Origin of the sequence: Rhodovulum visakhapatnamense, from assembly GCF_004365965.1 — a bacterium.
GTDB lineage: Bacteria > Pseudomonadota > Alphaproteobacteria > Rhodobacterales > Rhodobacteraceae > Rhodovulum > Rhodovulum visakhapatnamense.
Map to the genome: position 1 here is coordinate 20736 of NZ_SOEB01000002.1, position 24433 is coordinate 45168.

Below are 24433 nucleotides of genomic sequence, written 5' to 3' on the forward strand. Positions count from 1 at the left end.
GCCGGAAAGGCGCCATCGGCCGCGCAGCGATCCGCCTAAAAGGCGACTGATAAGCTTGTTTGGAAGGGGCCTGACGTCTATCTTTCTTTCCGTCTCGGCAAGCCGGAGGAGGCGGCACCGACACGACCGCATTTATAAAGTTATTTGTTAGCCGGGGAGGCGGGCACCCGGCGTGCAGCCCGGCCCAGTTTCGCGGATGATGTTGACGTTACGTGCCATGCCAGACTCAAGCTGTCCCGAGCCCGGGGTCGACCCCACCGAAGGGCTCACGGAATTTGCGCTTGAATCCCTTCTGGCCTCGCCAGAGGGATGGCGGTCCTTTGCCCGCGAAAGCGTGGCGGTCTGGCCCAATTCCCGGCCGCTGGCGGTGATCTTCGCGCTGGTCAACGCCTCTGCGCAGATCGAGGCGATCTTCTCCGAAGGCAGCCCGGCCCGTACCGCGGCGCAGAACGGGTTCCGGCTGGCGGGGCTTTTGTCGGCCGATCTTTACGCAATGCAGAGCCTCGGCCTGCCGCATGCCCGCGCGGCCGACTTCGCGGCCTACTGGCACAGCTCGGACCCCTATTTCCTGAACCTCTGATCCGCCCGGACGCCGCCTTGCCAAGCCCCGTGCCCGCATGCGAGCAAGGGGAACCGTGAACTTGCAGGGGGACGCATTTTGCCAGGCGAGAAGACCCCAACACCCGCCCGGACCGCCGGGACGCAGCCGGTGCAGAAGCACAATGCCGGCCTGCCGCTCGATACCGGCTGGGTCGCTGCCACCCGGGTGAACCGTCCGGCGGCCGAACGCCATGTGGCGGGTCTTGCCGCGCGGCGCCCGGCCGATCCGGCGGCCGAAGCGGCCTGGCTTCTGCGCGCGGTCGGGCTGATCGACCTCACGACACTGTCGGGCGACGACACGCCGGGCCGTGTCCGCAGGCTGTGCGCCAAGGCCCGGAACCCGTTGCGCGCCGATCTCAGGGCGGCGCTTGGCGCCGGGCCGGTGACCACGGCTGCGGTCTGCGTCTATCACGAGATGATCGCGCCTGCGCGCGCGGCGCTCGAGGGCTCGGGTCTGCCGGTCGCGGCGGTCTCGACCGGCTTTCCCGCCGGGCTGTCGCCCTTTTCCACCCGGCTGGCCGAGATCGAGGCCAGCGTCGCGGCCGGAGCGGCCGAAATCGACATCGTGATCTCGCGGCGTCACGTCCTGTTGGGCGACTGGCAGGCGCTGTATGACGAGGTCGCGGCCTTCCGCGCCGCCTGCGGCCCCGCCCACATGAAGGCGATCCTTGCCACGGGCGAGCTGGGCACGCTGACCAATGTCGCCCGCGCCAGTCTGGTCGCGATGATGGCGGGGGCCGATTTCATCAAGACCTCGACCGGCAAAGAGCCTGTGAACGCGACCCTGCCGGTCGGGCTGACCATGTGCCGGATGATCCGCGCCTATCGCGAGGCGACCGGCATCGACGTCGGCTTCAAGCCCGCGGGCGGGATCTCGACGGCGACGGATGCGCTTGACTGGCTGGGGCTGGTGGGCGAGGAACTCGGGCCGCGCTGGCAGGAACCCGCGCTGTTCCGCTTCGGCGCCTCCTCGCTTCTGGGCGCGATCGAGCGGCGGTTGGACGAGATCGCCTTCGGGGCGGGCAGCACCCCCCGCCGCCACGCGCCGGGCTAGACCGATGCCGCCCACCACTCTCGACCGCGGCCCCGGCCGCGCCCCCGATGCCGAGGCCCGCGCCTGGATCGCCCGGAAGCAGGGCCGCTTCGGTCCCTGGATCGGCGGGCCGGTTACGCCGGACGGGCCGCGCCGGACCCTGATCGCGCTCGCGACGGGGACCGACCTTGCCGAGCTGGCCGAGGCGACGCCGCCGCAGATCGCCGACGCCCGTGCCGCCGCCGGAAGCGCGCAAGCCGACTGGGCCGCGCTGTCCGGCCCCGCGCGGGCCGTTCGGCTGCGGGTCTGGGCCGAGGCGATCGAGGTCCGCGCCGCCTGCCTGACCCAGCTTCTGGCGCTGGAAACCGGGCGGCCGGTGCGGCATGGCCGCACCTGGCTGGCCGAGGGAAGAGCGGCGCTGCGACAAGCGGCGGATCAGGCCTTGCTGGGCCTGGCAAACCGACCGGGCCTCGTGCCTTTGGGGATCGTCGCGCCCGGCCTGTCGCTTGGCCGGATCGGTCCGGCGCTGGCGGCAGGCAATGCCGCGATGCTCGCGCCCGGCCCGGGCGGCGGCACGCTTGCCGCCCTGTGCCTGGCCGAGGCCGCGGCAGAGGCCGGGCTGCCCGCGGGCCTGCTGACGGTGCTGACCGGCCCCGCCGAGCCATTGCTCGGTCTCGCGCGGCCACCCGTCCCTGAGCTTGGCGGCCCTTGCCTGCATCTTGTGCTGGAGGATGCCGATCTCGACGCCGCCGCCGACGCCATCGCCGAGGCTCTGGGCAATCCGCCGCCCGGCACGACCGGGCAGCGCCTGCTGGTTCAGGACTCGGTGGCCGAGCGGGTCCATGCCCGGCTGGCCGGGCGCATGGCGCGGCTGATCGTCGGCGACCCGCTGGATCCGGCGACCGATCTGGGGCCGCTGCCGGGGGCCGGGCTGCGCGACCGGCTGACCGCCGCGCTGGCCAACAGCACAAGCACCCCGATCCAGCCGCTGCCCCGCTTGCCCGACACGGGCCTCCATTTCGCGCCTGCCCTGATTCCGGGCCTCGCCCCGGCCTCGCCCGAGATGGAGACCGGCCTGCCCGGCCCGGTGCTGCTGTCGATCACCTTCCGCAGCCCGGCCGAGGCCATCCTGCTGGCCAATGCCGGGCCGCCCGCACCCTCCGCAAGTCTCTGGAGCGAGACGCTGGCCGTCGCGCTCGATCTTGCCACCGCGCTTGAGGCCGGAACGGTCTGCGTGAACGGCACCGATCTTGGCCCCGCCCCGGACCCTCTGGAACTCTGGCAACGGCCTGCGGGTCTTGCCCCGGCCCGGCCCATAGCCCCCGCACCGGCCGACCGGGGCCCCGACCCAACGGCCGCGCTGACTGCGGCGCGCCGCGTGCAGCCCGGCTGGGCCGGGCGGGGCGCCACCGGGCGCGCCGCCGTTCTGGCCCGTGCCGCCGCCCGGATGCCCGAAGAGGCCGCCGCCCCGCTGGCCGCCTGCGCCGCGCGGGCCGCGACCGCCTGCGCCACCTGGTCCGAAGGGCCAGGCCGCGCCACGCTGAGACGTCACAGGCCGCTTGGCCTCATCGCCGCGCTTTGCCCGGCCGAAACCCCGGCCCTCGCGGCCGCCTCGATCCTCGGGCCGGTGCTGGCCGCGGGAAACGCCGCAGTGCTGCTGCCGCACCCCGGCGACGAGACCCGGCTGCGTCTTTTGGTGACGGAGTTGGAAGCGGCCGGACTGCCCGCCGGGCTGGTCCAGATCCTGTCGGGCGCGCCAGCGGCTGTGGCGCTCCGCCTCGCCGCACGGGTCGATCTCGATGCGCTCTGGTGTTGCGAGGGAGACGACCTGCCGGACACCCTGCCCGTCCGGGCGGCATCCGGCGGCCCGGCGCTATGGCTGGCGCAAGCCGCCCCCGGGGCCTGGTCGGACCCGGGGGACGCAAGCGAGGCCTTTCTGCGGGCGGCCACCCGCGCTCAGACGATCCGGACAAGCTGGGGCGCCTGAGCGCCCCGGCCTGGCGGTATGGCGGATCAGCGCGAGAACACCCGGCGCCAGAACCCCTCGGCACGGTCGCCCACCGTTTCGAGCGATTCGCCCATCTCGTCCAGCATCGGCTCGATCCGGTCTTCCTTGAACCGGGCCAGCATCTGCCAGATCCAGATCACCAGCGCGCCCAGCGCGCCGAGGAAGAGGATGTTGAACCACGGAATGGGGCTGTCATCCGGGCTGTCCACCGGACGGAGCTCGACCGCATTCGGATAGATCGACAGGTATTCGTTGCGCCAGCCGTAATGGGTCACGACCACCCATTCCGGATTTTCCTTGTCCGAGATCATGTCGCTCGCCTTGGCCTGAAGGTTCGAGCTGTCGAACTTGAAATAGGGCGGCCAGCCCCAGCTGGTATCCTCGTTGCGGAAGACGACCGGCTTGCCGTCGCGGTTGAACGTCTCGATGAAATTGACGAAGCGGGTATTGTCGCCTTCGCTGTTCCCTGCGCCGTCGCTGGCGAAGAAGATCCGGTTCTCGCCGAAGTTGATCTGACGTTCCTTGGTCGCGGTGATCCGCACCACGTCATGCTGGGGCAGCGTGTAGTGCAGGAAGCCCGCGATCACCAGGACGACGATGGTGACGATGGTCCATTTGACGTATGCCATTCGAGCCTCACATGTAATTCGTGATATAGATGATCGTGCCGACGACGATGGCCGGCACGACATAGACCCCGAGGATCAGCTTGCGCCGGAGCGAGCGGTCATATTGCCGGAGCCCCTCCTCGACGTAAGCATCGCGGTCGCCGATACGGATGTCCTCGTCCCATTCCCGTCCGAGCTTGCCGCGTCTGACCGCACGGGAATAGAGCGACACGGCAATATAGATCACCGTGAGGATCACGAACCCCGCAAGAGCAAAACGCAGGAATGCAAACATGGTTCCGTCCTCCCCGGAGATCCCGCCCTCGCTGCCGAATATAGGCATGCCCCGTGCGATTTGCACGACAGGCCAGCGGCCGGACGCAGCCTAGGCGCGATTGCCGCAGGGAGCGCGAGGCGCTAGGATCGGGCATGGACACATCTCCGGGGCATGGTCTGGAACGGGCGGTCGCGGCAAGGCGCGACGAGGTGGCCGCGCTGACGCGCGATCTGATCCGCATTCCCACGCTGAACCCGCCGGGGCGCAACTATCTGGAAATCTGCGAATATCTGGGCGAGCGGCTGGCCGCGAAGGGTTTTGAGGTCAGCTATGTCCGGGCCCGCGGCGCGCCCGCCGACAGCGACGCCCATCCGCGCTGGAACATGATCGCGCGGCATGAGGGCACCGAGGGCGGCGACTGCGTCCATTTCAACGGCCATCACGACGTGGTCGAGGTCGGCCATGGCTGGAGCGTCGATCCCTTCGGCGGCGAGATCCGCGACGGCCGGGTCTGGGGCCGGGGCGCCTGCGACATGAAGGGCGGCATCGCTGCGGCGGTGCTGGCGGCCGAGACCTTCGTTGCCACCTGCCCCGCCTATCGCGGCGCGGTCGAGATCAGCGCCACCGCCGACGAGGAATCGGGCGGCTTCGGCGGGGTCGCCTGGCTGGCCGAGCGCGGCTGGTTCGCGCCCGAGCGCGTCCAGCATGTCATCATCCCCGAGCCGCTGAACAAGAACCGGATCTGTCTGGGCCATCGCGGCGTCTGGTGGGCCGAGATCGAGACGAAGGGCCGGATCGCCCATGGCTCGATGCCCTTCCTCGGCGATTGCGCGATCCGCCATATGGGCGCGGTGCTGGCCGAGATGGAGGCCACGCTGTTTCCGCTGCTGGCGGGGCGACAGACCGCCATGCCCGTGGTGCCAGAGGGCGCCCGCGCCGCGACGCTGAACATCAACGCGATCCATGGCGGCGAGCCCGAACAGGAGGCGGACTATGACGGCCTGCCCGCGCCCTGCGTGCCCGACCGCTGCCGCATCACCATCGACCGGCGGGTGCTGATCGAGGAGGACCCCGAGGAGGTCAAGCGCGAGATCCGCGCGCTGATGGAGCGGGTCCGCGCCCGCCGTCCGGGCTTTGACTACGAGATCCGCGAGCTGTTCGAGGTCCGCCCCAGCATGACCGACCGCGGCGCCCCGGTGGTGCAGGCGGTCGAACGCGCCATCGGCCGGGTACTGGGGACTGCGCCCGATTTCGTCGTCTCGCCCGGCACCTATGATCAGAAGCATATCGACCGGATCGGGCGGCTCAGGAACTGCATCGCCTATGGGCCGGGCGTCCTCGATCTGGCGCATCAGCCTGACGAATGGGTCGGCATCGACGACATGGTCGAGGCCGCCCAGGTGATGGCGCTGACCCTGTCCGACCTGCTCGACGGCTGACGGCGCCTCAGCGCGCCGCCACCGGGATATTGTCGATCAGCCGCACCCCGCCCAGATGTGCCGCGACCAGCAGCCGGGCAGGCACGTCCGCAGCCTCGAGCGGCGCCAGATCGGCAGCCGCGCGCAGTTCGAGATATTCGACCTCGGCAAAGCCCGCCGCCATGATCGCGGCTCGCGCCGTGGCCAGTGTCGTCTCTGCCCCGGCCCCGGCCTCGAGCGCCTGTCGCGCGGCCTCGAGCGCCCGATAAAGGGCGGGCGCCATGGCGCGCGAATCGCCGGACAGAAGTGCATTGCGCGAGGACAATGCCAGCCCGTCGGGCTCGCGCACCGTGGGGCAGCCCACGATCTCGACCGGAATGTCCAGATCGCGCACCAGCCGCCGCACCACCATCAGCTGCTGAAAGTCCTTCTCGCCGAAAAAGGCGCAATCGGCGCCGGTCTGCAGCAACAGCTTGGTCACGACCGTCGCCACCCCGTCGAAATGGCCCGGCCGGTGCGCGCCGCAGAGCCCCTCGCTGACGCCCGAAACCGAGACCGAGGTCGCAAAGCCCGGCGGATAGACCTGATCGGCCGCGGGCACATAAAGCGCATCGACGCCGAGCGGCGCCAGTTTCTCGGCATCGCGCGCCTCGGTGCGCGGATAGCGCGCCAGATCGCCCGGATCGTTGAACTGCCTGGGGTTGACGAAGATCGTGACGATCACCCGGTCGGCGGCAGCCTTCGCGGCAGCGGCAAGGCTGAGATGCCCGTCATGCAGCGCGCCCATGGTCGGCACGACGGCGACGCGGGCGCCCTCGGCCCGCCACTCGGCCCTGACAGCGCGCAGCGCCTCAAGGCTGCGCAGGATCGGCGCGGTCATGCCGCACCTCCGGTCTCGTCGGCAAAGACATGCTCGGGGCCCGGAAAGCGCCGGGCGCGGACCTCTTCGGCGTAGAGGGCCACGGCCGCGCGGGCGGCACTGCCCAGTTCGGCATAGCGCTTGACGAATTTCGGCCGAAAGCCGGTGAAGACCCCCAGCATGTCGTCGACGACAAGGATCTGCCCGTCGCAGCCCGCCGAGGCGCCGATGCCGATGGTCGGGATCGGAACCGCGTCGGTGATCCGGTCGGCCAGCGCCGCGGGCACCTTTTCCAGCACCACCGCGAAGGCGCCGGCCTCGGCCACCGCCTGCGCATCGGCCAGCACCCGCGCCCCGTCCGCGCCGCGCCCCTGCACCTTGTAGCCGCCGAAGCCCATCACGCCCTGCGGCGTCAGCCCGACATGGGCCATCACCGGAATGCCGCGCGCGCTCAGAAACCGGATCGTCCCGGCCATCGCCGCCCCGCCTTCCAGCTTGACCGCGCCGCAGCCGGTCTCGGCCATCAGCCGCGCGGCATTGCGGAACGCCTGTTCGGGGCTTTCCTCATAGCTCCCGAAGGGCATGTCGACGACCATCAGCGCATGGCTCAGCCCGCGCGCCACGGCCCGGCCATGCATCAGCATCATCTCCATGCTGACGCCCAGCGTCGAAGGAAGCCCGTGCAGCACCATGCCCACGCTGTCGCCCACCAGAACGACATCGCAGGCGGCATCGACCGCCTCGGCCATCGGCGTCGTATAGGCGGTGAGGCAGACCAGCGGCGCGGCCCCCTTCCTCGCCCGGACCTCTGCCACCGTCATCTGGCGGCTTTCGGCACTTGCACTCATCCTCTCCTCCCCGGCGCTGCAATTGGCGCGCCTTATAGCGTGCTGCAGCGCAGAATCCAGCCCGCTGCCATGCCCTGGGCCTTGCCTTGCGCCCCCGCCCGGCCTCAGATGGGGACGGAACGGAAAGGAGACCGCAGGATGCGCCCCATTCGGATCATCGCCCGGACCCTGGTCCTGGCCCTGCCTTTCGGACTGAGCCTTGCGGCCGTCCCCGCCCGCGCCGCGCCACCGGATGCGATTACCCTCGGTATGGTGCTGGAGCCGCCGAACCTCGACCCGACCTCCGGCGCCGCCGCCGCGACCGACGAGGTGGTCTATGCCAATGTCTTCGAGGGGCTGACGCGCTTTGCCCCAGACGGCACCGTGGTGCCGGGCCTCGCCGCCAGCTGGGAGACGAACGGGACCGCCACGGTCTACACCTTCCATCTGCGGGAGGGGGTGCGGTTTCATGACGGCACGGCGATGGAGGCCGATGACGTGGCCTTCAGCCTCGACCGCGCCCGGGGCCCCGACAGCACCAACGCCCAGAAGGCGCTGTTCGACGGGATCGACAGCATCGCGGCAACCGATCCGCTGACCGTGACGGTGACGCTTGCCCGGCCCGACGGGGCGTTTCCCTTCAAGATGGCCTGGGGCGATGCGGTGATCGTCGCCCCCGAGACGGCCGGGACCGCGGCCACCGCCCCGGTCGGCACCGGTCCCTTCCGGTTCGACCGCTGGGTCCATGGCGACCGGGTCGAGCTGGTGCGCAACCCCGATTACTGGGGTCCGGCCCCGGCGCTCGCCCGCGCGACCTTCAAGTTCATCCCCGACCCGAACGCGGCCTATGCGGCGATGATGGCGGGCGATGTCGATGCCTTCCCGAACTTTCCCGCGCCCGAAACGCTGCCGCAATTCGAGGCCGACCCGCGGTTCAAGGTGATCGTCGGCACCACCGAGGGCGAGACAATCCTTGCGATCAACAACCGCCGCCCGCCGCTTGACGGCATCCGGGTGCGCGAGGCCATCGCCCATGCCATCGACCGGCAGGATGTCATCGACGGGGCGATGTTCGGCTATGGCACGCCCATCGGCACGCATTTCGCGCCGCACCATCCCGACTATGTCGACCTGACCGGCCTGTCGCGGCACGACCTCAAGAAGGCCCGCGCGCTTCTGGCCGAGGCGGGACAGACCGACCTGAAACTGCGGCTGGCGCTGCCCCCGCCAAGCTATGCGCGGCGCGGGGGCGAGATCGTGGCGGCCGAACTGCGCGCCGCGGGGATCGAGACCGAGATCACCAACCTCGAATGGGCGCAATGGCTCGACCGGGTGTTCAAGCGGAACGACTTCGACCTGACCATCGTCAGCCATACCGAGCCGATGGATATCGGCATCTATGCCCGGCCCGATTACTATTTCGGCTATGGAAAGCCGGATTTCGTGGCCCTCATGGACCGGCTTGCGGGCGCAACCGCCCCCGACGAGCGGTCCGAGATCCTGAAGGCGGCGCAGCGGATGATCGCCGAGGACCACGTCAACGTCTATCTCTTCCAGCTGGCCAAGACCGGCGTCGCCAATGCGAAGATCGAAGGGCTTTGGGAGAACGCACCGACCCAGGCCAACGACCTGACCGCCGTGCGCTGGGCTGACTGATCCAGACGGGCGCCTGCGGCGCACGCCCTCTGGCCTGCCCCTGACGGGGCAGGCGATCTTCGGGGTATATGAACCAAGAAGAAGGACCGAAGAGCCCCCCGCATGCATCTTCTTCTTGGTCCAAATACCCGGTTCGCGACAGCACGGCCGGGCGCCACGCCTCCGGTCAGGCGATCACGTTGAATCCGGGCCCGTAGGGATAGAGGGTGATGTCTTCCGCCCCGTCCCCGGTGACGATCAGGATGTCGTGTTCGCGGTAGCCACCCGCGCCGGGACGACCTTCGGGGATGGTCAGCATCGGCTCCATCGAGATCACCATACCGGGTTCCAGCACGGTCCCGACATCCTCGCGCAGCTCCAGCCCGGCCTCGCGGCCATAGTAATGCGACAAGACCCCGAAACTGTGGCCATAGCCGAAGCTGCGATATTGCAGCAGGTCCCTCTCGGCGAGGAAGTCGTTGATGCGATGGGTGATCTCTGCACAGGAAGCGCCCGGTTTCAGCAAAGATATGCCGTAGTCATGGGCCGCCACGTTGGCCTCCCAGATCCCCAGCGTCGCGGGGTCGGGCTCGCCCAGAACCATCGTGCGTTCCAGCGCGGTGTAGTAGCCCGAGATCATCGGGAAGGCGTTCAGCGACAGCAGGTCGCCACGCTGCAGGACACGGCCCGTGACCGGGTTATGGGCGCCATCTGTGTTCGGCCCGGACTGGAACCAGACCCAGGTGTCGCGGTATTCGGCCTCGGGAAAGCGGCGGGCGATTTCCAGCTCCATCGCATCGCGCCCGGCCATCGCCACGTCGATCTCGCGCGCCCCCTCGCGCACCGCCGCGCGGATCGCGTGGCCGCCAAGGTCGGCCACCGCCGCCCCGGCCCGGATCAGGTCAAGCTCGGCCGGGCTCTTGCGCATCCGCTGCTGCATGGTCGCGGGCGCCAGATCGACCGTGCCCGCGGGGGCGAGGAAGGTGTCAAGCTCGTCCCGCCGGGCCAGGGTCAGGTGGTCGGCCTCGATCCCGACGCGGCGGCCCTGCCCCGCGACATGGGCGACCGCACGCCAGAAATTGTCGCGCGCCCAGTCGGTATAGGTCAGCGCCTCGCCATGGCAGCGCCGCCAGGGCTGGCCCGCGTCGATGCCCGCGCCGATCAGGACCGACTGCGAGGCGGTCACCACCAGCGCATAGGGCCGGCCGAAGCTGCAATAGAGAAAGCCCGAATAATAGGCCACGTTCTGCATCGAGGTCAGCACCGCGACCTCGGCGCCGGTGGCGTCCATCGCGGCGCGAAGCCCCATCAGGCGGGTGTCGTATTCCTCGGGCGCGAAGGGCAGCGCGGCCTTCTCGCCATTCGCGAAACAGTAGAAGTCGGGTCGGATTTCAGGTCGGGTCATGGGAGCTCCCTGACAGGCCATCCCGGCGCGCGGGCCGGGACATCGGATGTTCCCGGCGTACAGGAGGACAGGCGGAAACCGCCGGGCATCGGGGGCGTCACGCCCCCCGCGCACGACGCCATCGGCACGGTGCCCGGGGCCGAGCATAGCCGGTCGGCGCCGTCTGGCAAGCGCTGGATCGCGGCCAGAGGCGGCGGCGATTGCACTGGCGCCAGGCCCGCGCCTTGGCCTAGATTCAGGCGCATGCTGCGTTACGCCCTGACCCGCCTCCTGTCGTTGTCGCTGAGCCTGATCGCGGCCAGCATCGCGATCTTTGCGGCGATCGAGGTGATCCCGGGCGACCCCGCCGCCTACATGCTGGGGCTGAACGCGGCGCCCGAGACGGTGGCGGCGCTGCGCGACGAGCTGGGGCTGTCGGGCTCGGTCTGGGCGCGCTATCTCGACTGGGCTTCGGGGCTTGCGACCGGCGATTTCGGCATCTCCTACACCTATCGCGTGCCGGTGGCCGATCTGGTGGCGCAGCGCCTGGCCGTCTCGCTGCCGCTTGCCGCCTATGCGCTGGCGCTGTCGACGGCGATCGCGCTGCCGGTCGGGCTCTGGGCCGCGGCGCGGCGCGGGCGGGCGGCCGATCTGGGGATCATGGCGGCGACGCAGCTGGGCATCGCGGTGCCGAATTTCTGGTTCGCGATGCTGCTGGTGCTGGTCTTCGCGGTCAAGCTGCGCTGGGTCTCGGCGGGCGGCTTTCCGGGCTGGGAGGCGGGGCTGGGCCCCGGGATCAAGGCGCTGACCCTGCCGGCGGTGGCGCTGGCCCTGCCGCAGGCCGCGATCCTCGCGCGGGTGATGCGCTCGGCGCTGATCGAGACCTTGGGGCAGGATTATATCCGTAGCGCCCGGGCCAAGGGGCTGAGCCGGGCCCAGGCGCTGCGCCGCCATGCGTTCCGCAACGCGCTTATCCCGGTCCTGACCATCCTCGGGCTGCAATTCTCCTTTCTGCTGGCGGGGGCCATCATCATCGAGAACGTGTTCTTCCTGCCCGGGCTCGGGCGGCTGATCTTTCAGGCCATCACCCAGCGCGACCTGATCGTGGTCGAAAGCGTGGTGATGCTTCTGGTCTTCGCGGTGATCCTTGTCACCTTCCTCGTCGACCTGGCCTATGCCGCGGTCGATCCGCGGCTGAGGCGCCGATGAGCGCACGGCCGACCCTGATCGCGGGCGGCGTGCTCAGCGGCACCGTGCTGGCGCTGGCGGCGCTGTCGCTGGTCTGGGTGCCCCATGACGTGACCGCGCTGAACATCGCCGAGCGGCTGCGCCCGCCGGGCGGCGCCTATCTGCTGGGCACCGACCAGCTGGGCCGCGACATGCTGTCGATGCTGATGGTCGGCGCGCGGTCCTCGATCGCGGTGGCGCTGGTCGCGGTCGGCATCGGCATGGGCGCGGGCGTGCCGCTGGGGCTGATGGCGGCGGCGGCCCGCGGCGGCTGGCTTGACGAGATCGTCATGCGGATGAACGACCTGATCTTCGCCTTTCCGGCACTGGTGATCGCGATCCTGATCACCGCCATCCTCGGCCCCTCGGCGCTGAACGCGATCCTGGCCATCGGCATCTTCAACATCCCGGTCTTCGCCCGGGTCACGCGGGGCGCCGCGCTCAGCCTCTGGACGCTCGACTATATCCGCGCGGCCGAGCTGGCGGGCAAGGGCCGGGCCCGGATCAGCGCCGAACATGTCTTGCCCAATATCGCCAACCTGCTGATCGTGCAGGCCACGATCCAGTTCAGCCTCGGCATCCTCGCCGAGGCGGGGCTGTCCTATGTCGGGCTCGGGGCGCAGCCGCCGACGCCCAGCTGGGGCCGGATGCTGGCCGAGGCGCAGACCATGATCTACACCGCGCCCCGGCTGGCGATCCTGCCGGGGCTGGCCATCGTGCTGACCGTGCTGGGGCTGAACCTTCTGGGCGACGGGCTGCGCGACGCGCTCGACCCGCGCCTCAGGAGAGCCGCCCGGTGATCCTGCTGCGCGATCTGGGGCTGAGCCTGCATGGCCGTGCGGTGCTGAACGGCGTCTCGCTCGAAATCGGGCGGGGCGAGATCCTGGGACTTGCGGGCGAAAGCGGATCGGGCAAGTCGATGACCGCGCTGGCGATCATGGGCCTTCTGCCCGAGGGCGCCGAGCTTCGCGGCCATCTGCGGCTGAACGGTCTCGATCTTCTGTCGCTGTCGGACCGGCAGATGTGCGCGATCCGCGGCCGCGATCTGGGCATGATCTTTCAGGAGCCGATGACCGCGCTGAACCCCGTGCAACGAATAGGCGATCAGGTGGCCGAGACGCTGATCGTGCATGGCGAGGCGACCCGGGCCGAGGCACGCCGCGCCGCCGCGCGGCTCCTGCACCGCGTCGGGCTGCCGCCCGAGCGGTTTCCGCCCACGCGCTATCCGCACGAGCTGTCCGGCGGCCAGCGTCAGCGGGTCTGCATCGCCATGGCCATCGCGCTGCGCCCGCAACTGCTGATCGCAGACGAGCCGACCACCGCGCTCGACGTGACCACGCAGGCGCGGATCCTCGATCTGCTGAAGGGGCTGGTGGCCGAGACCGGGATGGGGCTTTTGCTGATCACCCACGATCTGGCGGTAATCTCGGGGCTTGCCGACCGGCTGGCGGTGATGCGCCGCGGCGAGATCGTCGAGGAGGGCCCGGCCGCGGCCGTTCTTGCCGCCCGAAAGCACCCCTATACCCGCGCGCTGGTGGCAGCGTCTGCGCACCGGCCCGCGACGCCCCCGCCGCTGCCCGGCCCGCCGCTGCTGGAGGTGCGCGAGGCGCGGCGCAGCTATCCGGCGGCCCATTCCGGCCTGTTCCGGCGGCTGCCGCCCCATCGCGCGGTCGACGGGGTCAGCTTCGGGATCGCGCGCGGTGAAAGTCTGGGCCTTGTGGGCGAGTCCGGGTGCGGCAAATCGACCTTGGCGCGAGCCGTGCTGGGGCTCGATCCGCTGCAGGGCGGCGAGATCCGGCTGGACGGAGATGTCGTGCGGGCCGGTGCGGCGATGCCCGCCCGGCTGCGCCGCAAGATGAACGCGGTCTTTCAGGACCCCTATGGCAGCTTCAATCCGCGCCACCGCGTGGCCCGGCTGATCGCCGAGCCGTTTCATCTGGACGGGCGCCCGAGCGATGCCGCAGACCGCATCGACGCGGCGCTCGAGGCTGTGGGGCTTGATCCGAAGGACCGCGACCGCTTCATCCACGAATTCTCGGGCGGCCAGCGCCAGCGCATCGCCATCGCGCGCGCGCTGATCGCGCGGCCCGATCTGATCGTGCTTGACGAGGCGGTTTCGGCGCTTGACGTTCGCGTCAGGGCGCAGATTCTCGATCTGCTGGCCGATCTGCGCGCACGGTTCGGTCTGTCCTATCTTTTCATCAGTCACGACCTGTCCGTGGTCAGGTCGAGCACCGAACGAGTGCTTGTGATGCAGGCGGGCCGGATCGTAGAGGAAGGGGCGACAGAAAAGGTGCTGCACAACCCTGCGCATGCTTATACCAAGGCATTGTTGTCGGCCGCGCCGAAGCTGAAGGAACCGGATTAAGACGTATGCGCGAGCTTTGGTTCGAAACCGACCGCTGCTTTATCGGCGGGGTCTGGCAGCCGCCTGCCAGCCGCGATTTTCTTGCGGTCGAGAATCCCTCGACCGGCGCGCCGATCGGGTCGATCGCGCGCGGCAAGGTTGCCGATATCGACGCGGCCGTCACCGCCGCGGACGAGGCCCGGCAGGGGTCCTGGGGCCGGATGACCGCGACCGAGCGCGGCCGGGTTCTGACCCGAATCGGCCAGTTCGTGCGCGGCCGTGCCGAAACGCTGGCGCGGATCGAGGCCACCGATGTCGGCAAGCCGCTGACCCAGGCACGGTCGGATGCGATGACGCTGGCGCGCTACCTGGAATTCTATGGTGGCGCCGCCGACAAGGTGATGGGCCACAGCCTTCCCTACATGGAGGGCTATACCGTCTACACCCTGCGCGAGCCGCATGGGGTGACGGGCCATATCATCCCCTGGAACTACCCGATGCAGATCATCGGACGCTCGGTCGGGGCGGCGCTGGCGATGGGCAATGCCTGCGTGCTGAAGCCGGCCGAAGAGGCCTGCCTGACCGCGCTCGCCTTTGCCAAGCTGGCCGAAGAGGCGGGCCTGCCCGATGGCGCGCTGAACGTGGTGCCGGGGCTGGGCGACGAGGCCGGCGCGGCGCTCGCCTCGCATCCCGGGGTCGATCATATCTCGTTCACGGGCTCGCTGTCGGTCGGACGCAAGGTTCAGGCCGAGGCCGCACGCCATGTGGCGCCGGTGACGCTGGAACTGGGCGGCAAGTCGCCCCAGATCGTCTTCGCCGATGCCGATCTCGACGCCGCGCTGCCGTTTCTGGTCAATGGCGGGCTGCAGAACGCGGGACAGACCTGTTCGGCCTCGTCGCGCATCCTGGTCGAGCGGCGGCTTTATGACGAGCTGGTCGAGCGCATGGCGGGCGCCTATCGCGCGCTCTGGGTCGGCCCCGCGCTTGAGGATCTCAATCTCGGGCCGCTGATCTCCGGTCGGCAGAAAGAGATCGTTCTGGACTATCTCGGCAAGGGGCAGGATCTGGAAACCGCGGCCGAGGGCCGGATCATCGGCAATGCGCCCGCGGGCGGGTATTACGTGGCGCCGCGGCTGCTGACCCGGGTGCCGCCCGGGCACCGGCTGGCGCAGGAGGAAATCTTTGGCCCGGTGCAGGTGGTGATCCCCTTCGCCGACGAGGAGGAGGCCGTGTCGATCGCCAATGGCACCGGCTACGGGCTGGTTGCCGCGGTCTGGACCCGCGACGGCGCCCGGCAGATGCGGATGGCCAGGAAGCTGCGCGCGGGCCAGGTCTATCTGAACAATTACGGCGCGGGCGGCGGGGTCGAGCTGCCCTTCGGCGGCGTGGGCCTTTCGGGCCATGGCCGCGAAAAGGGGTTCGAGGCGCTTTACGGCTTTTCGGTGCTGAAGACGGTCGCGGCCCGCCACGGCTGAGCCGACCGCAGGTCGGCCTTCCGTCGGGCGCTGTGCCGTGGGTATTTTTGCCAAGAAGAAGACGGAAGGGGGCGCGATGCGGCCGGGGCGGCGGAACCTTGTGACCGATGTGGCGGGGCTGAGGGTCGGCCAGGCCGGGGATGTGCGGGTGAAGACCGGCGTGACGGTTCTTTTGGGCGACGCGCCCTTCGTGGCCGGGGTGCATGTGATGGGCGGCGCGCCCGGCACCCGCGAAACCGATCTTCTGGCGCCCGACCGGCTGGTGCAGGAAATCGATGCGCTGGTGCTGTCGGGCGGGTCGGCCTTCGGGCTCGATGCCGCGGCGGGGGTGGTCGAGGGGCTGCGCGCCATGGGGCGCGGCTTCGAGGTCGCGGGGCAGCGGGTGCCCATCGTGCCGGGCGCGATCCTGTTCGATCTGGCGAATGGCGGCCACAAGGACTGGGACGAGGCGCCCTATCGCGCGCTTGGCCGCGCGGCGCTGGCAGCGGCAAGCGAAGAGATCGAGCTGGGCAGCGCGGGCGCGGGGCTGGGCGCCACCACGGCGGATCTGAAGGGCGGGCTCGGCTCGGCCTCGCTGGTGCTGGAGAGCGGCATCACCGTCGGCGCGCTGGTTGCGGTCAATGCGCTGGGGTCTGCGGTCATGGGCGGCGGGCCGGAATTCTGGGCCGCGCCCTTCGAGATCGGGGACGAGTTCGGCGGGCGCGGTGTCGGGCGGCACGACCCTCTGGCCGAGCCACGCCCCGAGGCAAAGCTTGGCCAGTCGACGACCATCGCCATCGTCGCGACCGATGCGGCGCTGACCCAGGCGCAGGCGACGCGGATGGCGGTCGCGGCCCATGACGGCATGGCCCGCGCGCTGGTGCCGAGCCATACGCCTTTCGACGGCGATCTGGTCTTTGCCGCAGCGACCGGGGCGAAACCGCTGCCCGAAGGCGGGTACGAGGCGCTGCGGCTGGGCCATGCCGCCGCCGTCTGTCTGGCGCGGGCCATCGCGCGCGGGGTCTATCTGGCGCGCGCAGCGCCGGGCGACACAAGGCCCTGCTGGCAGGAGCTGTTCGGCCAGGACTGAGCCAGGACTGAGCCAGGACTGAGCCAGGCCTAGAGCCCGTCGAGCAGCGCCCCGGTCAGCGGGCTGTCGGGCCGGGTCAGCCCCTCGATCACGTCGAAATGGTGGCGCCCTTCATCGACGGTCAGCGCCGCCCCCGGCCAGGCCTCGGCCAGCCAGCGCGCCTGATCGACAAAGACCGGGCGTTCGTCGCCGCCAACCCAGACATGGACCGGCACATCGGCCCGCGGCGTCATCAGCGCCGGGCTTTCGGCGGCCGCCGTTGCGGCATCGAGGTGAAGCGGGCCAGCCATCTGCGTGCTCAGAAGCGGCCGCAGGTCCGAGACCGGCGAGATCGGCACCACCCGGGCGATCCGGTCCGCGGACGCGCCCGGCGCGGTATCGCCGCAAAGCATCCGCGCCACCAGATGGCCGCCCGCCGAATGCCCGGCCAGCACCAGCGGCCCGCCGGGGACGCGGCTGGCGATGGCCTCGACCGCCGCGCGGATATCGGCGGTGATGTCGGGGATCGCGACCTCGGGGGCCAGCCGGTAGGACGGCATCGCCACCGCCCAGCCCCGCGCCACGGCCCCCGCCGCCAGATGCGACCAGAGCGAGCGGTCGAACTTCATCCAGTAGCCGCCATGGACAAACACCACGAGCCCGCTAGGTTCTGCCTCGGGCAGGAACAGATCGAAGCCCTGCCGCGGATGGGGTCCGTAACTTTGCCCCGTCTGGCCCCGTGCCCTGGCCCGGAATGCCGCGGCCTCTGCGGCCCAGCGCGGCGGGTAGGCTTCGGCGGACGGGATATAAGGGGCGTTGGCATAGGCGTCGTCCCAGTCGATGGCTTCTTCTTGCATCCCCGTTCCCCCTGCCTCCATGCTGCACCGAAAATATCCAAGGGAGAATGACCGATGCTTGCACGCGACCTCAAGAGCCTTCTCAAGGACCCGGGCCTGCTGGCCACCGATGCCTATCTCGCCGGGGACTGGGTCGGGGCCGATGACGGCGCGAGTTTCGCCGTGACGAACCCGGCCAATGGCGAGACCATCTGCCAGGTGCCCGACATGGGCCGGGCCGAGGCCGCCCGCGCCATCGAGGCCGCCGCCGCCGCCCAGAAGGGCTGGGCCGCGAAGACCGCGAAAGAGCGCGCCGGCGTGCTGCGCAAGTGGTACGACCTGATGACGGCCGCGCAAGAGGATCTGGCGCTGATCCTGACCGCCGAAATGGGCAAGCCGCTGGCCGAGGCCCGGGGCGAGATCGCCTATGGCGCCTCCTTCGTCGAATGGTTCGCCGAAGAGGCCAAGCGGATCTATGGCGAGACCATTCCGGGCCATCAGCCCGACAAGCGCCTGACCGTGATCCGCCAGCCGGTGGGGGTGGTGGCCGCGATCACGCCCTGGAACTTCCCCAATGCGATGATCACCCGGAAAGCGGCGCCCGCGCTGGCTGCGGGCTGCGCGATCCTGATCAAGCCCGCGGGCGAGACGCCGCTTTCGGCGCTGGCCATGGCGGTGCTGGCCGAACGGGCGGGCCTGCCCAAGGGGTTGTTCTCGGTCATCACCTCGTCGAAATCCTCGGATATCGGCAAGGAGTTCAGCGAGAACCCGGTGGTGCGCAAGATCACCTTCACCGGGTCGACCGAGGTCGGGCGCATCCTGCTGCGCCAGGCCGCCGACCAGGTCAAGAAATGCTCGATGGAGCTGGGCGGCAACGCGCCCTTCATCGTCTTCGACGACGCCGATCTGGATGCGGCCGTGAAGGGCGCCATAGCCTGCAAGTTCCGCAACAACGGCCAGACCTGCGTCTGCGCCAACCGGATCTACGTGCAGTCGGGCGTCTACGACGCCTTCGCCGCCAAGCTGGCCGAGGCGGTCGGCAAGCTCAAGGTCGGCGACGGCATGGATGACGGCACCGATCTCGGCCCGCTGATCTCGGACGCCGCGCGCGAGAAGGTCGAGGCCCATCTGGCCGATGCCACCGCCAAGGGCGCCAAGGTGATCCTGGGCGGCAAGCCGCATCAGCGCGGCGGCACCTTCTTCGAACCCACCATCGTCACCGGCGCCACGCAGGAGATGCAGTTCGCCACAGACGAGACCTTCGGCCCGCTGGCGCCGCTGTTCCGGTTCGAGACCGAGGACGAGGTCATCGCCATGGCCAACGACACGATCTTCGGGCTGGCCTCGTATTTCTTCGCGCGCGACCTGAGCCGGGTCTACAAGGTGGCCGAGGCGCTGGAATACGGCATCGTCGGCGTCAATACCGGGCTGATCTCGACCGAGGTCGCACCCTTCGGGGGCGTCAAGCAGTCGGGGCTGGGCCGCGAGGGCAGCCGCCACGGGATCGAGGATTACCTCGAGATGAAATACATCTGCATGTCGGTCTGAGACCGGCGCCCGCAGGGCGACAGAGCGCCGCAAGCGGGCGGGTCCCACCTGCCCGCTTGCGGTCATTTCCGCCTTGACCCCGAAGGGTTAAAGGGCCGAACATCGCCCCATACGGGGCAGCGGCCCGACGCCATTGGCGGCCGCACCCGACCTCCGGGACAGGCCCTTCGCGCCCGTGCCGGACCCGGGCGCAGGACTTCCGTGACGCGGCGGCGCGACCCGTCCGAAGCCACCGATGGGAGGATTTCATCACATGCGCTGCTTCACCATCCTGGGCCCCTCGCAGTCGGGCAAGTCGACGCTGCTGAAGGCCCTGGGCGAGCTTGAGGGCCGACCGGTCACGGCCGCCTTCACCGACGCCCTGACCGTCAGCCAGTTCTCCTATCTGGGCGAATCCTGGGCCGGGTTCGACATCGCGGGCGGGCCCGACTTCCTGGGCCATGCGGGCGAGGCGCTGGCCGCCTCGGACGCCGCCATCCTGTGCGTGCCGCCCGACCCCGAGGCGGCGGTGCTGGCCGCGCCCTATCTGCGGCTGGTCGAACAGTCGGACGTGCCCTGCTTTGTCTTCATCAACAAGATGGACCAGGACGAGGCCCGCATCCGCGACATCGTCGGCGCGCTGCAGGCCTATGCCAACCACCACATCGTCCTGCGCCAGGTGCCGATGCGTGACGCCGAGGGCCATGTGGTGGGCTCGGTCGATCTGGTCTCGGAACGCGCCTTCCAGTACCGCGAGGGTCAGCCCTCGAAGCTGATCGAGATCCCCTCGGACATCCAGGACCGCGAACAGGAGGCCCGGGCCGAACTGCTGGAACATCTGGCCGATTTCGACGACAGCCTGATGGAACAGCTGATCGACGACCGCGAACCCGCCTCGGGCGAGGTCTACACCATCCTCGCCGAGGCCCATCGCGACAGCGCGATCATCGCCGCCTATCTGGGCGCCGCCAGCCATGGCAACGGGCTGACCCGGCTGATGAAGGCGCTGCGCCACGAGGCGCCGGGGCGCGAGACCATCGGGCTCCGGCTCGGGATCGAGGCGCCGCTGGCCGTGGGCGTCGCCTCCGACACCCGCAAGCATGTCGGCAAGTCGATCCTGATCCGGGCGCTCGGCAGCTCGATCCGGCATGGCGAGCCTCTGGCCGGCGGGTCCATCGGCAACCTGACCGGCATCGACGGCAAGCCGGTGGCCGAACCGCTCGACCCCGGCACGCTGGCGGTGGCGGTCAAGTCCGACCATCTCGATCCGGGCATGGCCTATACCGCCGAGGGCAGCCAGCCGCTGCCGCGCTGGACCCGGGGCCGGCCGCCGACCTATCCGCGCCTGCTGTTGCCCGCGAACGAACGCGACGATGCCCGGCTTTCCGCGGCACTCGGGCGGATGGCGGCCGCGGATCCGGGGATGGAGACCACCCAGGACGGCGAGACCGGCCATGCGGTGGTTCATCTGCAAGGCCCGATCCATCTGCGCCGGGTGCTGGCCAAGCTGGCCGAGGATTTCGGCATCGAGGCGGCCGACCAGCCGGTCTCGGGGATCTACCGCGAAACCATCACCCGGCCCATCGAGACCCACTACCGCCACCGCAAGCAGTCGGGCGGCGCCGGGCAGTTCGCCGATGTGGTGCTGACCGTCCGGCCGCAGGGCCGGGGCGCGGGCTTTGCCTTCGACGAGACGATCAAGGGCGGCACCGTGCCCCGCAACTACATTCCCGCGGTCGAGGCCGGGGCGCGCGAGGCGATGGAACGGGGGCCGCTCGGCTTTCCGGTGGTCGATGTCGCGGTGACGCTGCTCGACGGCAAGACCCATGCGGTCGACAGCTCGGACCATGCGTTCCGCACCGCGGCCAAGGCGGGGGTGCGCGAGGCGCTCGAGCAGGCGGGCTCTGTGGTGCTGCAACCGATCGAACGGGTCGAGATCCATGTGCCGACGATCCATTCGGGCTCGCTCGTGGCACTGATCAGCAGCCTCAAGGGCCAGGTGCTGGGCTTCGAGGCGCATCGGCGGGCGCGCGGCTGGGACGTGTTCCAGGCGCTGATCCCGGCCGCCGCCAAGGAGGAACTGTTCCAGGCGCTGGGCGGGCTCAGCCACGGCACCGCCTGGTTCGAAAGCCATTTCGACCATTACGAGGAACTGCACGGCAAGGATGCCGACCGCATCCGCGAAGCCCGCGCCGCCGAGCTGGCCTGACGCGATCCCGTCACCAACCGGCCCCGGGGGCCCGGGAGGCGCCAGCCTCCCGGGCCCCCGGTCGCCTTGCGCAGCAAGGCGAAAAACCTCTTCTTCCGGCGTCCCCGCAATGACCGCTCGATGCGAAAGGCGCGCGGGGGGACCCGCGCGCCGCATGGGCTGTCAAGCTGGCGGGGTCGATCAGACCGCCGCGCCCTCGGGCTGCTCGGCTTCCGCGCGCGCCTCGATGCGCTGCGCGCCGCCGCTCGAAATCTCGATCCGGCGAGGCTTCAGCGATTCCGGCACTTCGCGCACCAGATCCACATGCAGCATGCCATCGGCATGGGTGGCGCCGGTGACGCGCACATGATCGGCCAGCGCAAAGCGGCGTTCGAAGGCGCGGGTCGCGATGCCGCGATGCAGGAAGCTGCGTTCGGTGTCCTCGGGCGCCTTGCGGGCCGCGATCACCAGCGCACCGTCCTTGACCTCGACCGACAGCTCATCCGCAGCAAAGCCCGCCACGGCGACCGAGATCCGGTAGCCCTGATCCGAGGTCTTCTCGATGTTATAGGGCGGGTAGGTCGGCTGGGCCATGTCGCTGGCCATCACCCGGTCCATCAGGTCGGCCACCCGGTCGAAGCCGACGGTGGCACGGTAAAGCGGGGCAAAATCGTAGTGACGCATTGTATCATCCTCCATTGAGCGATGTCGTCTATGTGTTGGCCCTCCCGATGCGGGACGGGCCGGTCTCGCGGACCCCGAAGGCGCCCGCAAAGGACAAGCTGGGAATGGACAAAATCGGTTTCAAGACCCCACGCACCGCTCTTCCAGCAGATTTTTGGGGCCGGCCCGGCCGCCGTCTCTCCGGGTTCAGGGCCGCAGGAACCTGGCCCCCGCGCTACGCGCCGTTCCCGCGCCGAAGCGGCGCATCGGCGAAAGCGGGGCCTCAGACACAGGGGGCGCCGCGCTCTCTGTCCCGCCCCCCGCCAGCCGCGCGCGCAGGATCTCGAGCCCCTCCTCGACCGTGCTGCCCAGCGCCACTTTCCGCGCATCCATCTCGGCCTTGGCCGAAACCACCGACACGATCCGGGGCACCCCGTTCTCGACCCGGAAGACCGGCGCGCCCGAGGCGCCGAAATCGACGTCGCAGGACAGCATCACCACCCCGTCGATCCCGGCCAGGACGTGGCAGACCTCCTGCAGCGAGGGCACCTCGGACCGGTCGAGCGCATAGGACACCACGCCCACCGCATCGCCCTGCCCGGGCTGCGGCGCCACCCCGAAGGGCACGAGCCCCGGCAGCCGGATCGCCCGGTCAAGCTGCAAAAGCGCCAGATCGTGCCGCACCCGGCCGACCGAGGCCTCGGCGCCAGGGACATAATCGGGATGCACCGCGCCGCGCCGGATGCCGCGATAGGCCTCGGCCCGGCCGTTGCGCCAGCCCGCGCGAAACTCCATCCGCTCCAGCGGCAACCGCCCGCCGGTCGTCTTGTCGAACAGGCAATGCGCGGCGGTCAGCACCAGATCGGTGGCGATCAGCGCGCCGGTACAGAACCCCCCGCCGCCCAGTTCCAGCCGCCCGACCCCTTCCCAGCCTCGCGACTCGTCGCCGGTGACCAGCGCGTGCAGCGGCCGGTCGGCGGCTGCGGCCCATGCAGGCGGGACCGGCACCAGCGCCCCCAGGGCCAGAAGCCCCGCCCACACCGATGGCGCACGGGCTCTGACCCTCGGTCGGGGCCGGTCCGCAAGACGGGGGCAAAGGAAACGGCGCAGGCACATCGCTCTGCCCTAGCACCGGCTCGCGGCAATACTGCGGCATCCAGGGCGCGGCGGGGCCGCGCTGTCAGTCCCGGCGTGACAACGCCCGCGGCTTCGGCCCGCCGGTCGCCCAGTCGACCAGCTCGACCGTATGCAGGACCGGCACCCCGGTGCCCGACCCGATCTGCGCGATACAGCCGATATTGCCCGCGGCGATGACGTCCGGCGCCCTGGCCTCCAGCGTCCGCACCTTCCGGGCCTTCAGCTGCCCGGCAATCTCGGGCTGCAGCAGATTATAGGTCCCGGCCGAGCCGCAGCACAGATGCGCATCGACCGGCTCGACCACCTCGAACCCGGCGCGGCGCAGCACCGCCTTGGGCGCTTCCTTCACCTTCTGCCCGTGCTGCAGCGAACAGGCCGCGTGATAGGCCACCCGCAGCCCGCCCCGGCCCGGCGGCAGATCCAGCCGTTCCAGCAGCTCCGTGATATCGACGGCCCGCGCCGCCACTTCCGCCGCCGCCTCGGCCAGCGGATCGCCCCGGAACATGTGACCGTAATCCTTCACCGTGGTGCCGCAACCGCTGGTATTGACGACGATGGCATCAAGCCCCTCGCCCGCGATCTCGGCCGACCAGGCCCGGATTGCCCGCGCGGCCTGGGCATGGGCCTCGGCGGCCCGGCCCATGTGATGGGTCAGCGCCCCGCAACAGCCCATGCCCTTCGCCACCACCACCTCGACCCCGTGCCGGGTCAGCACCCGGATGGTGGCATCGTTGATATCGGGGTCGAGCGCCTTCTGCGCGCAGCCGGTCAACAGCGCCACCCGCATCCGTCGCGCACCCTTGGCGGCAAAGACCTGCGGCCGGTCGCTTTCGCCCGGCTCGGGCAAGCGGGCAGGCGCCATGGCCAGCATGGCCCTGAGCCGCGGATCGGGCATCAGCCGCGCAAACGGCCGCCCCAGCCGCGCCAGCCGCAGCGCCGCCCGGAACCGCCCGGGATAGGGCAGCGTCTTCGCCACCAGCCAGCGCAACGCCCGGTCGCGCCAGGGGCGCCGGTAGGTCGCCTCGATATGGGCGCGGGCATGATCGACGAGATGCATGTAATGCACGCCCGAGGGACAGGTGGTCATGCAGGCCAGGCAGGACAGACAGCGGTCGACATGGCGCACGGTGCGCGCATCCGCGGGCCGCCCGCTCTCCAGCATGTCCTTGATCAGGTAGATCCGCCCACGCGGGCTGTCGAGCTCGTCGCCAAGCACCTGATAGGTCGGGCAGGTGGCGGTGCAGAACCCGCAATGTACGCAGGCCCGAAGGATCTCGTTGGCGCGCGCGATCCCGGGGTCCTGCAATTGCTCTTCGGTGAAATTCGTCTGCATCGG

The 24433-nt window shown here is 70.1% G+C and carries 21 protein-coding genes; 12 read left to right on the forward strand and 9 right to left on the reverse strand.

The genetic code is table 11. The annotated features are described in order from the left end of the window. Window positions 1–217 precede the first annotated feature (217 nt). From EV657_RS01930 to EV657_RS22465, 3 genes are all read left to right on the forward strand, one after another. Window positions 218–580: a hypothetical protein gene (locus tag EV657_RS01930; RefSeq protein WP_075784825.1), complete on the forward strand. Its 363-nt coding sequence runs from the start codon at window positions 218–220 to the stop codon at window positions 578–580. 129 nt (window positions 581–709) lie between these two features. After that, a complete protein-coding gene (gene deoC / locus EV657_RS01935; protein ID WP_207802481.1) occupies window positions 710–1654 on the forward strand; it encodes a deoxyribose-phosphate aldolase in 945 nt (314 codons plus the stop codon). A gap of 4 nt (window positions 1655–1658) precedes the next feature. Continuing rightward, on the forward strand, window positions 1659–3620 hold the full coding sequence (locus EV657_RS22465) for an aldehyde dehydrogenase family protein (RefSeq protein ID WP_166673622.1): 1962 nt from the start codon (window positions 1659–1661) through the stop codon (window positions 3618–3620). A 26-nt stretch (window positions 3621–3646) separates the two neighbouring features. Here EV657_RS22465 and EV657_RS01945 read toward each other — a convergent pair whose 3' ends face one another. Together EV657_RS01945 and EV657_RS01950 are read right to left on the reverse strand one after the other, a co-directional pair. Beyond that, window positions 3647–4270: a DUF1523 family protein gene (locus tag EV657_RS01945; protein ID WP_075784821.1), complete on the reverse strand. Its 624-nt coding sequence runs from the start codon at window positions 4268–4270 to the stop codon at window positions 3647–3649. Window positions 4271–4277: 7 nt separating this feature from the next. Then, a complete protein-coding gene (locus EV657_RS01950) occupies window positions 4278–4544 on the reverse strand; it encodes a hypothetical protein (RefSeq protein WP_075784820.1) in 267 nt (88 codons plus the stop codon). Window positions 4545–4678: 134 nt separating this feature from the next. Here EV657_RS01950 and EV657_RS01955 point away from each other — a divergent pair, with 134 nt between their 5' ends. Beyond that, complete coding sequence (locus EV657_RS01955) at window positions 4679–5965, forward strand: acetylornithine deacetylase/succinyl-diaminopimelate desuccinylase family protein (RefSeq protein ID WP_134076974.1); 1287 nt, start codon at window positions 4679–4681, stop codon at window positions 5963–5965. 7 nt (window positions 5966–5972) lie between these two features. On the opposite strand, the gene panC is transcribed toward EV657_RS01955, so the two are convergent. Both panC and panB read right to left on the reverse strand, forming a co-directional pair. Next, the gene (panC, locus tag EV657_RS01960; RefSeq protein WP_134076975.1) at window positions 5973–6824 is read right to left on the reverse strand and encodes a pantoate--beta-alanine ligase; all 852 of its coding nucleotides are present in this window, start codon (window positions 6822–6824) and stop codon (window positions 5973–5975) included. Next, the gene (gene panB / locus EV657_RS01965; RefSeq protein ID WP_075784817.1) at window positions 6821–7651 is read right to left on the reverse strand and encodes a 3-methyl-2-oxobutanoate hydroxymethyltransferase; all 831 of its coding nucleotides are present in this window, start codon (window positions 7649–7651) and stop codon (window positions 6821–6823) included. The genes panC and panB overlap by 4 nt, the downstream gene beginning before the upstream one ends. A gap of 138 nt (window positions 7652–7789) precedes the next feature. Here panB and EV657_RS01970 point away from each other — a divergent pair, with 138 nt between their 5' ends. After that, window positions 7790–9286 carry an ABC transporter substrate-binding protein gene (locus tag EV657_RS01970; RefSeq protein ID WP_134076976.1) on the forward strand — a complete coding sequence of 499 codons (1497 nt, stop codon included), beginning with the start codon at window positions 7790–7792 and terminating at the stop codon, window positions 9284–9286. A 166-nt stretch (window positions 9287–9452) separates the two neighbouring features. Here the strand turns inward: EV657_RS01970 and EV657_RS01975 are convergent, their stop codons facing one another. Then, window positions 9453–10670 (reverse strand): aminopeptidase P family protein, encoded by a 1218-nt coding sequence (locus EV657_RS01975; RefSeq protein ID WP_134076977.1) that lies wholly within the window; start codon window positions 10668–10670, stop codon window positions 9453–9455. 243 nt (window positions 10671–10913) lie between these two features. On the opposite strand from EV657_RS01975, the gene EV657_RS01980 reads away from it, so the two are divergent. The 5 genes from EV657_RS01980 to EV657_RS02000 all read left to right on the forward strand — a co-directional run bounded on the left by EV657_RS01980 (window position 10914) and on the right by EV657_RS02000 (window position 16767). After that, window positions 10914–11858, forward strand: a complete 945-nt coding sequence (locus EV657_RS01980) for an ABC transporter permease (protein ID WP_134076978.1) — start codon at window positions 10914–10916, stop codon at window positions 11856–11858. Next, on the forward strand, window positions 11855–12676 hold the full coding sequence (locus EV657_RS01985) for an ABC transporter permease (protein ID WP_134076979.1): 822 nt from the start codon (window positions 11855–11857) through the stop codon (window positions 12674–12676). Before EV657_RS01980 ends, EV657_RS01985 begins: the two co-directional genes overlap by 4 nt. Next, the gene (locus EV657_RS01990) at window positions 12673–14244 is read left to right on the forward strand and encodes an ABC transporter ATP-binding protein (RefSeq protein ID WP_134076980.1); all 1572 of its coding nucleotides are present in this window, start codon (window positions 12673–12675) and stop codon (window positions 14242–14244) included. The genes EV657_RS01985 and EV657_RS01990 overlap by 4 nt, the downstream gene beginning before the upstream one ends. Before the next feature lie 5 nt (window positions 14245–14249). Then, window positions 14250–15698, forward strand: a complete 1449-nt coding sequence (locus tag EV657_RS01995; protein WP_075784811.1) for an aldehyde dehydrogenase family protein — start codon at window positions 14250–14252, stop codon at window positions 15696–15698. 76 nt (window positions 15699–15774) lie between these two features. Continuing rightward, complete coding sequence (locus EV657_RS02000) at window positions 15775–16767, forward strand: P1 family peptidase (protein WP_134077125.1); 993 nt, start codon at window positions 15775–15777, stop codon at window positions 16765–16767. A 29-nt stretch (window positions 16768–16796) separates the two neighbouring features. Here EV657_RS02000 and EV657_RS02005 read toward each other — a convergent pair whose 3' ends face one another. Next, window positions 16797–17588 carry an alpha/beta hydrolase gene (locus tag EV657_RS02005; protein WP_075787493.1) on the reverse strand — a complete coding sequence of 264 codons (792 nt, stop codon included), beginning with the start codon at window positions 17586–17588 and terminating at the stop codon, window positions 16797–16799. 69 nt (window positions 17589–17657) lie between these two features. On the opposite strand from EV657_RS02005, the gene EV657_RS02010 reads away from it, so the two are divergent. After that, window positions 17658–19130, forward strand: a complete 1473-nt coding sequence (locus EV657_RS02010; protein ID WP_134076981.1) for an NAD-dependent succinate-semialdehyde dehydrogenase — start codon at window positions 17658–17660, stop codon at window positions 19128–19130. 253 nt (window positions 19131–19383) lie between these two features. Continuing rightward, entirely contained in the window at window positions 19384–21318 is a 1935-nt protein-coding gene (locus tag EV657_RS02015; RefSeq protein ID WP_134076982.1) for an elongation factor G, read from the forward strand. A 180-nt stretch (window positions 21319–21498) separates the two neighbouring features. On the opposite strand, the gene EV657_RS02020 is transcribed toward EV657_RS02015, so the two are convergent. The 3 genes from EV657_RS02020 to glcF all read right to left on the reverse strand — a co-directional run bounded on the left by EV657_RS02020 (window position 21499) and on the right by glcF (window position 24430). Next, window positions 21499–21981 (reverse strand): Hsp20 family protein, encoded by a 483-nt coding sequence (locus EV657_RS02020; protein WP_075787492.1) that lies wholly within the window; start codon window positions 21979–21981, stop codon window positions 21499–21501. A 186-nt stretch (window positions 21982–22167) separates the two neighbouring features. Continuing rightward, on the reverse strand, window positions 22168–23001 hold the full coding sequence (locus EV657_RS02025; RefSeq protein ID WP_243837460.1) for a trypsin-like serine peptidase: 834 nt from the start codon (window positions 22999–23001) through the stop codon (window positions 22168–22170). 139 nt (window positions 23002–23140) lie between these two features. Further along, the gene (gene glcF / locus EV657_RS02030; protein WP_134076984.1) at window positions 23141–24430 is read right to left on the reverse strand and encodes a glycolate oxidase subunit GlcF; all 1290 of its coding nucleotides are present in this window, start codon (window positions 24428–24430) and stop codon (window positions 23141–23143) included. Between the last annotated feature and the right edge of the window lie 3 nt (window positions 24431–24433).

Bases quoted from the DNA above. Each gene is read 5' to 3' on its own strand.
- EV657_RS22465 (WP_166673622.1), top strand. From the start codon at position 1,659: ATGCCGCCCACCACTCTCGACCGCGGCCCCGGCCGCGCCCCCGATGCC.
- EV657_RS02020 (WP_075787492.1), bottom strand. From the start codon at position 21,981: ATGCGTCACTACGATTTTGCCCCGCTTTACCGTGCCACCGTCGGCTTC.
- panC (WP_134076975.1), bottom strand. From the start codon at position 6,824: ATGACCGCGCCGATCCTGCGCAGCCTTGAGGCGCTGCGCGCTGTCAGG.
- EV657_RS02010 (WP_134076981.1), top strand. From the start codon at position 17,658: ATGCTTGCACGCGACCTCAAGAGCCTTCTCAAGGACCCGGGCCTGCTG.
- EV657_RS01945 (WP_075784821.1), bottom strand. From the start codon at position 4,270: ATGGCATACGTCAAATGGACCATCGTCACCATCGTCGTCCTGGTGATC.
- EV657_RS01980 (WP_134076978.1), top strand. From the start codon at position 10,914: ATGCTGCGTTACGCCCTGACCCGCCTCCTGTCGTTGTCGCTGAGCCTG.
- EV657_RS01930 (WP_075784825.1), top strand. From the start codon at position 218: ATGCCAGACTCAAGCTGTCCCGAGCCCGGGGTCGACCCCACCGAAGGG.
- EV657_RS01985 (WP_134076979.1), top strand. From the start codon at position 11,855: ATGAGCGCACGGCCGACCCTGATCGCGGGCGGCGTGCTCAGCGGCACC.
- EV657_RS01975 (WP_134076977.1), bottom strand. From the start codon at position 10,670: ATGACCCGACCTGAAATCCGACCCGACTTCTACTGTTTCGCGAATGGC.
- EV657_RS01970 (WP_134076976.1), top strand. From the start codon at position 7,790: ATGCGCCCCATTCGGATCATCGCCCGGACCCTGGTCCTGGCCCTGCCT.
- EV657_RS01995 (WP_075784811.1), top strand. From the start codon at position 14,250: ATGCGCGAGCTTTGGTTCGAAACCGACCGCTGCTTTATCGGCGGGGTC.
- EV657_RS01955 (WP_134076974.1), top strand. From the start codon at position 4,679: ATGGACACATCTCCGGGGCATGGTCTGGAACGGGCGGTCGCGGCAAGG.
- EV657_RS01950 (WP_075784820.1), bottom strand. From the start codon at position 4,544: ATGTTTGCATTCCTGCGTTTTGCTCTTGCGGGGTTCGTGATCCTCACG.
- EV657_RS02000 (WP_134077125.1), top strand. From the start codon at position 15,775: ATGCGGCCGGGGCGGCGGAACCTTGTGACCGATGTGGCGGGGCTGAGG.
- EV657_RS02015 (WP_134076982.1), top strand. From the start codon at position 19,384: ATGCGCTGCTTCACCATCCTGGGCCCCTCGCAGTCGGGCAAGTCGACG.
- panB (WP_075784817.1), bottom strand. From the start codon at position 7,651: ATGAGTGCAAGTGCCGAAAGCCGCCAGATGACGGTGGCAGAGGTCCGG.
- glcF (WP_134076984.1), bottom strand. From the start codon at position 24,430: ATGCAGACGAATTTCACCGAAGAGCAATTGCAGGACCCCGGGATCGCG.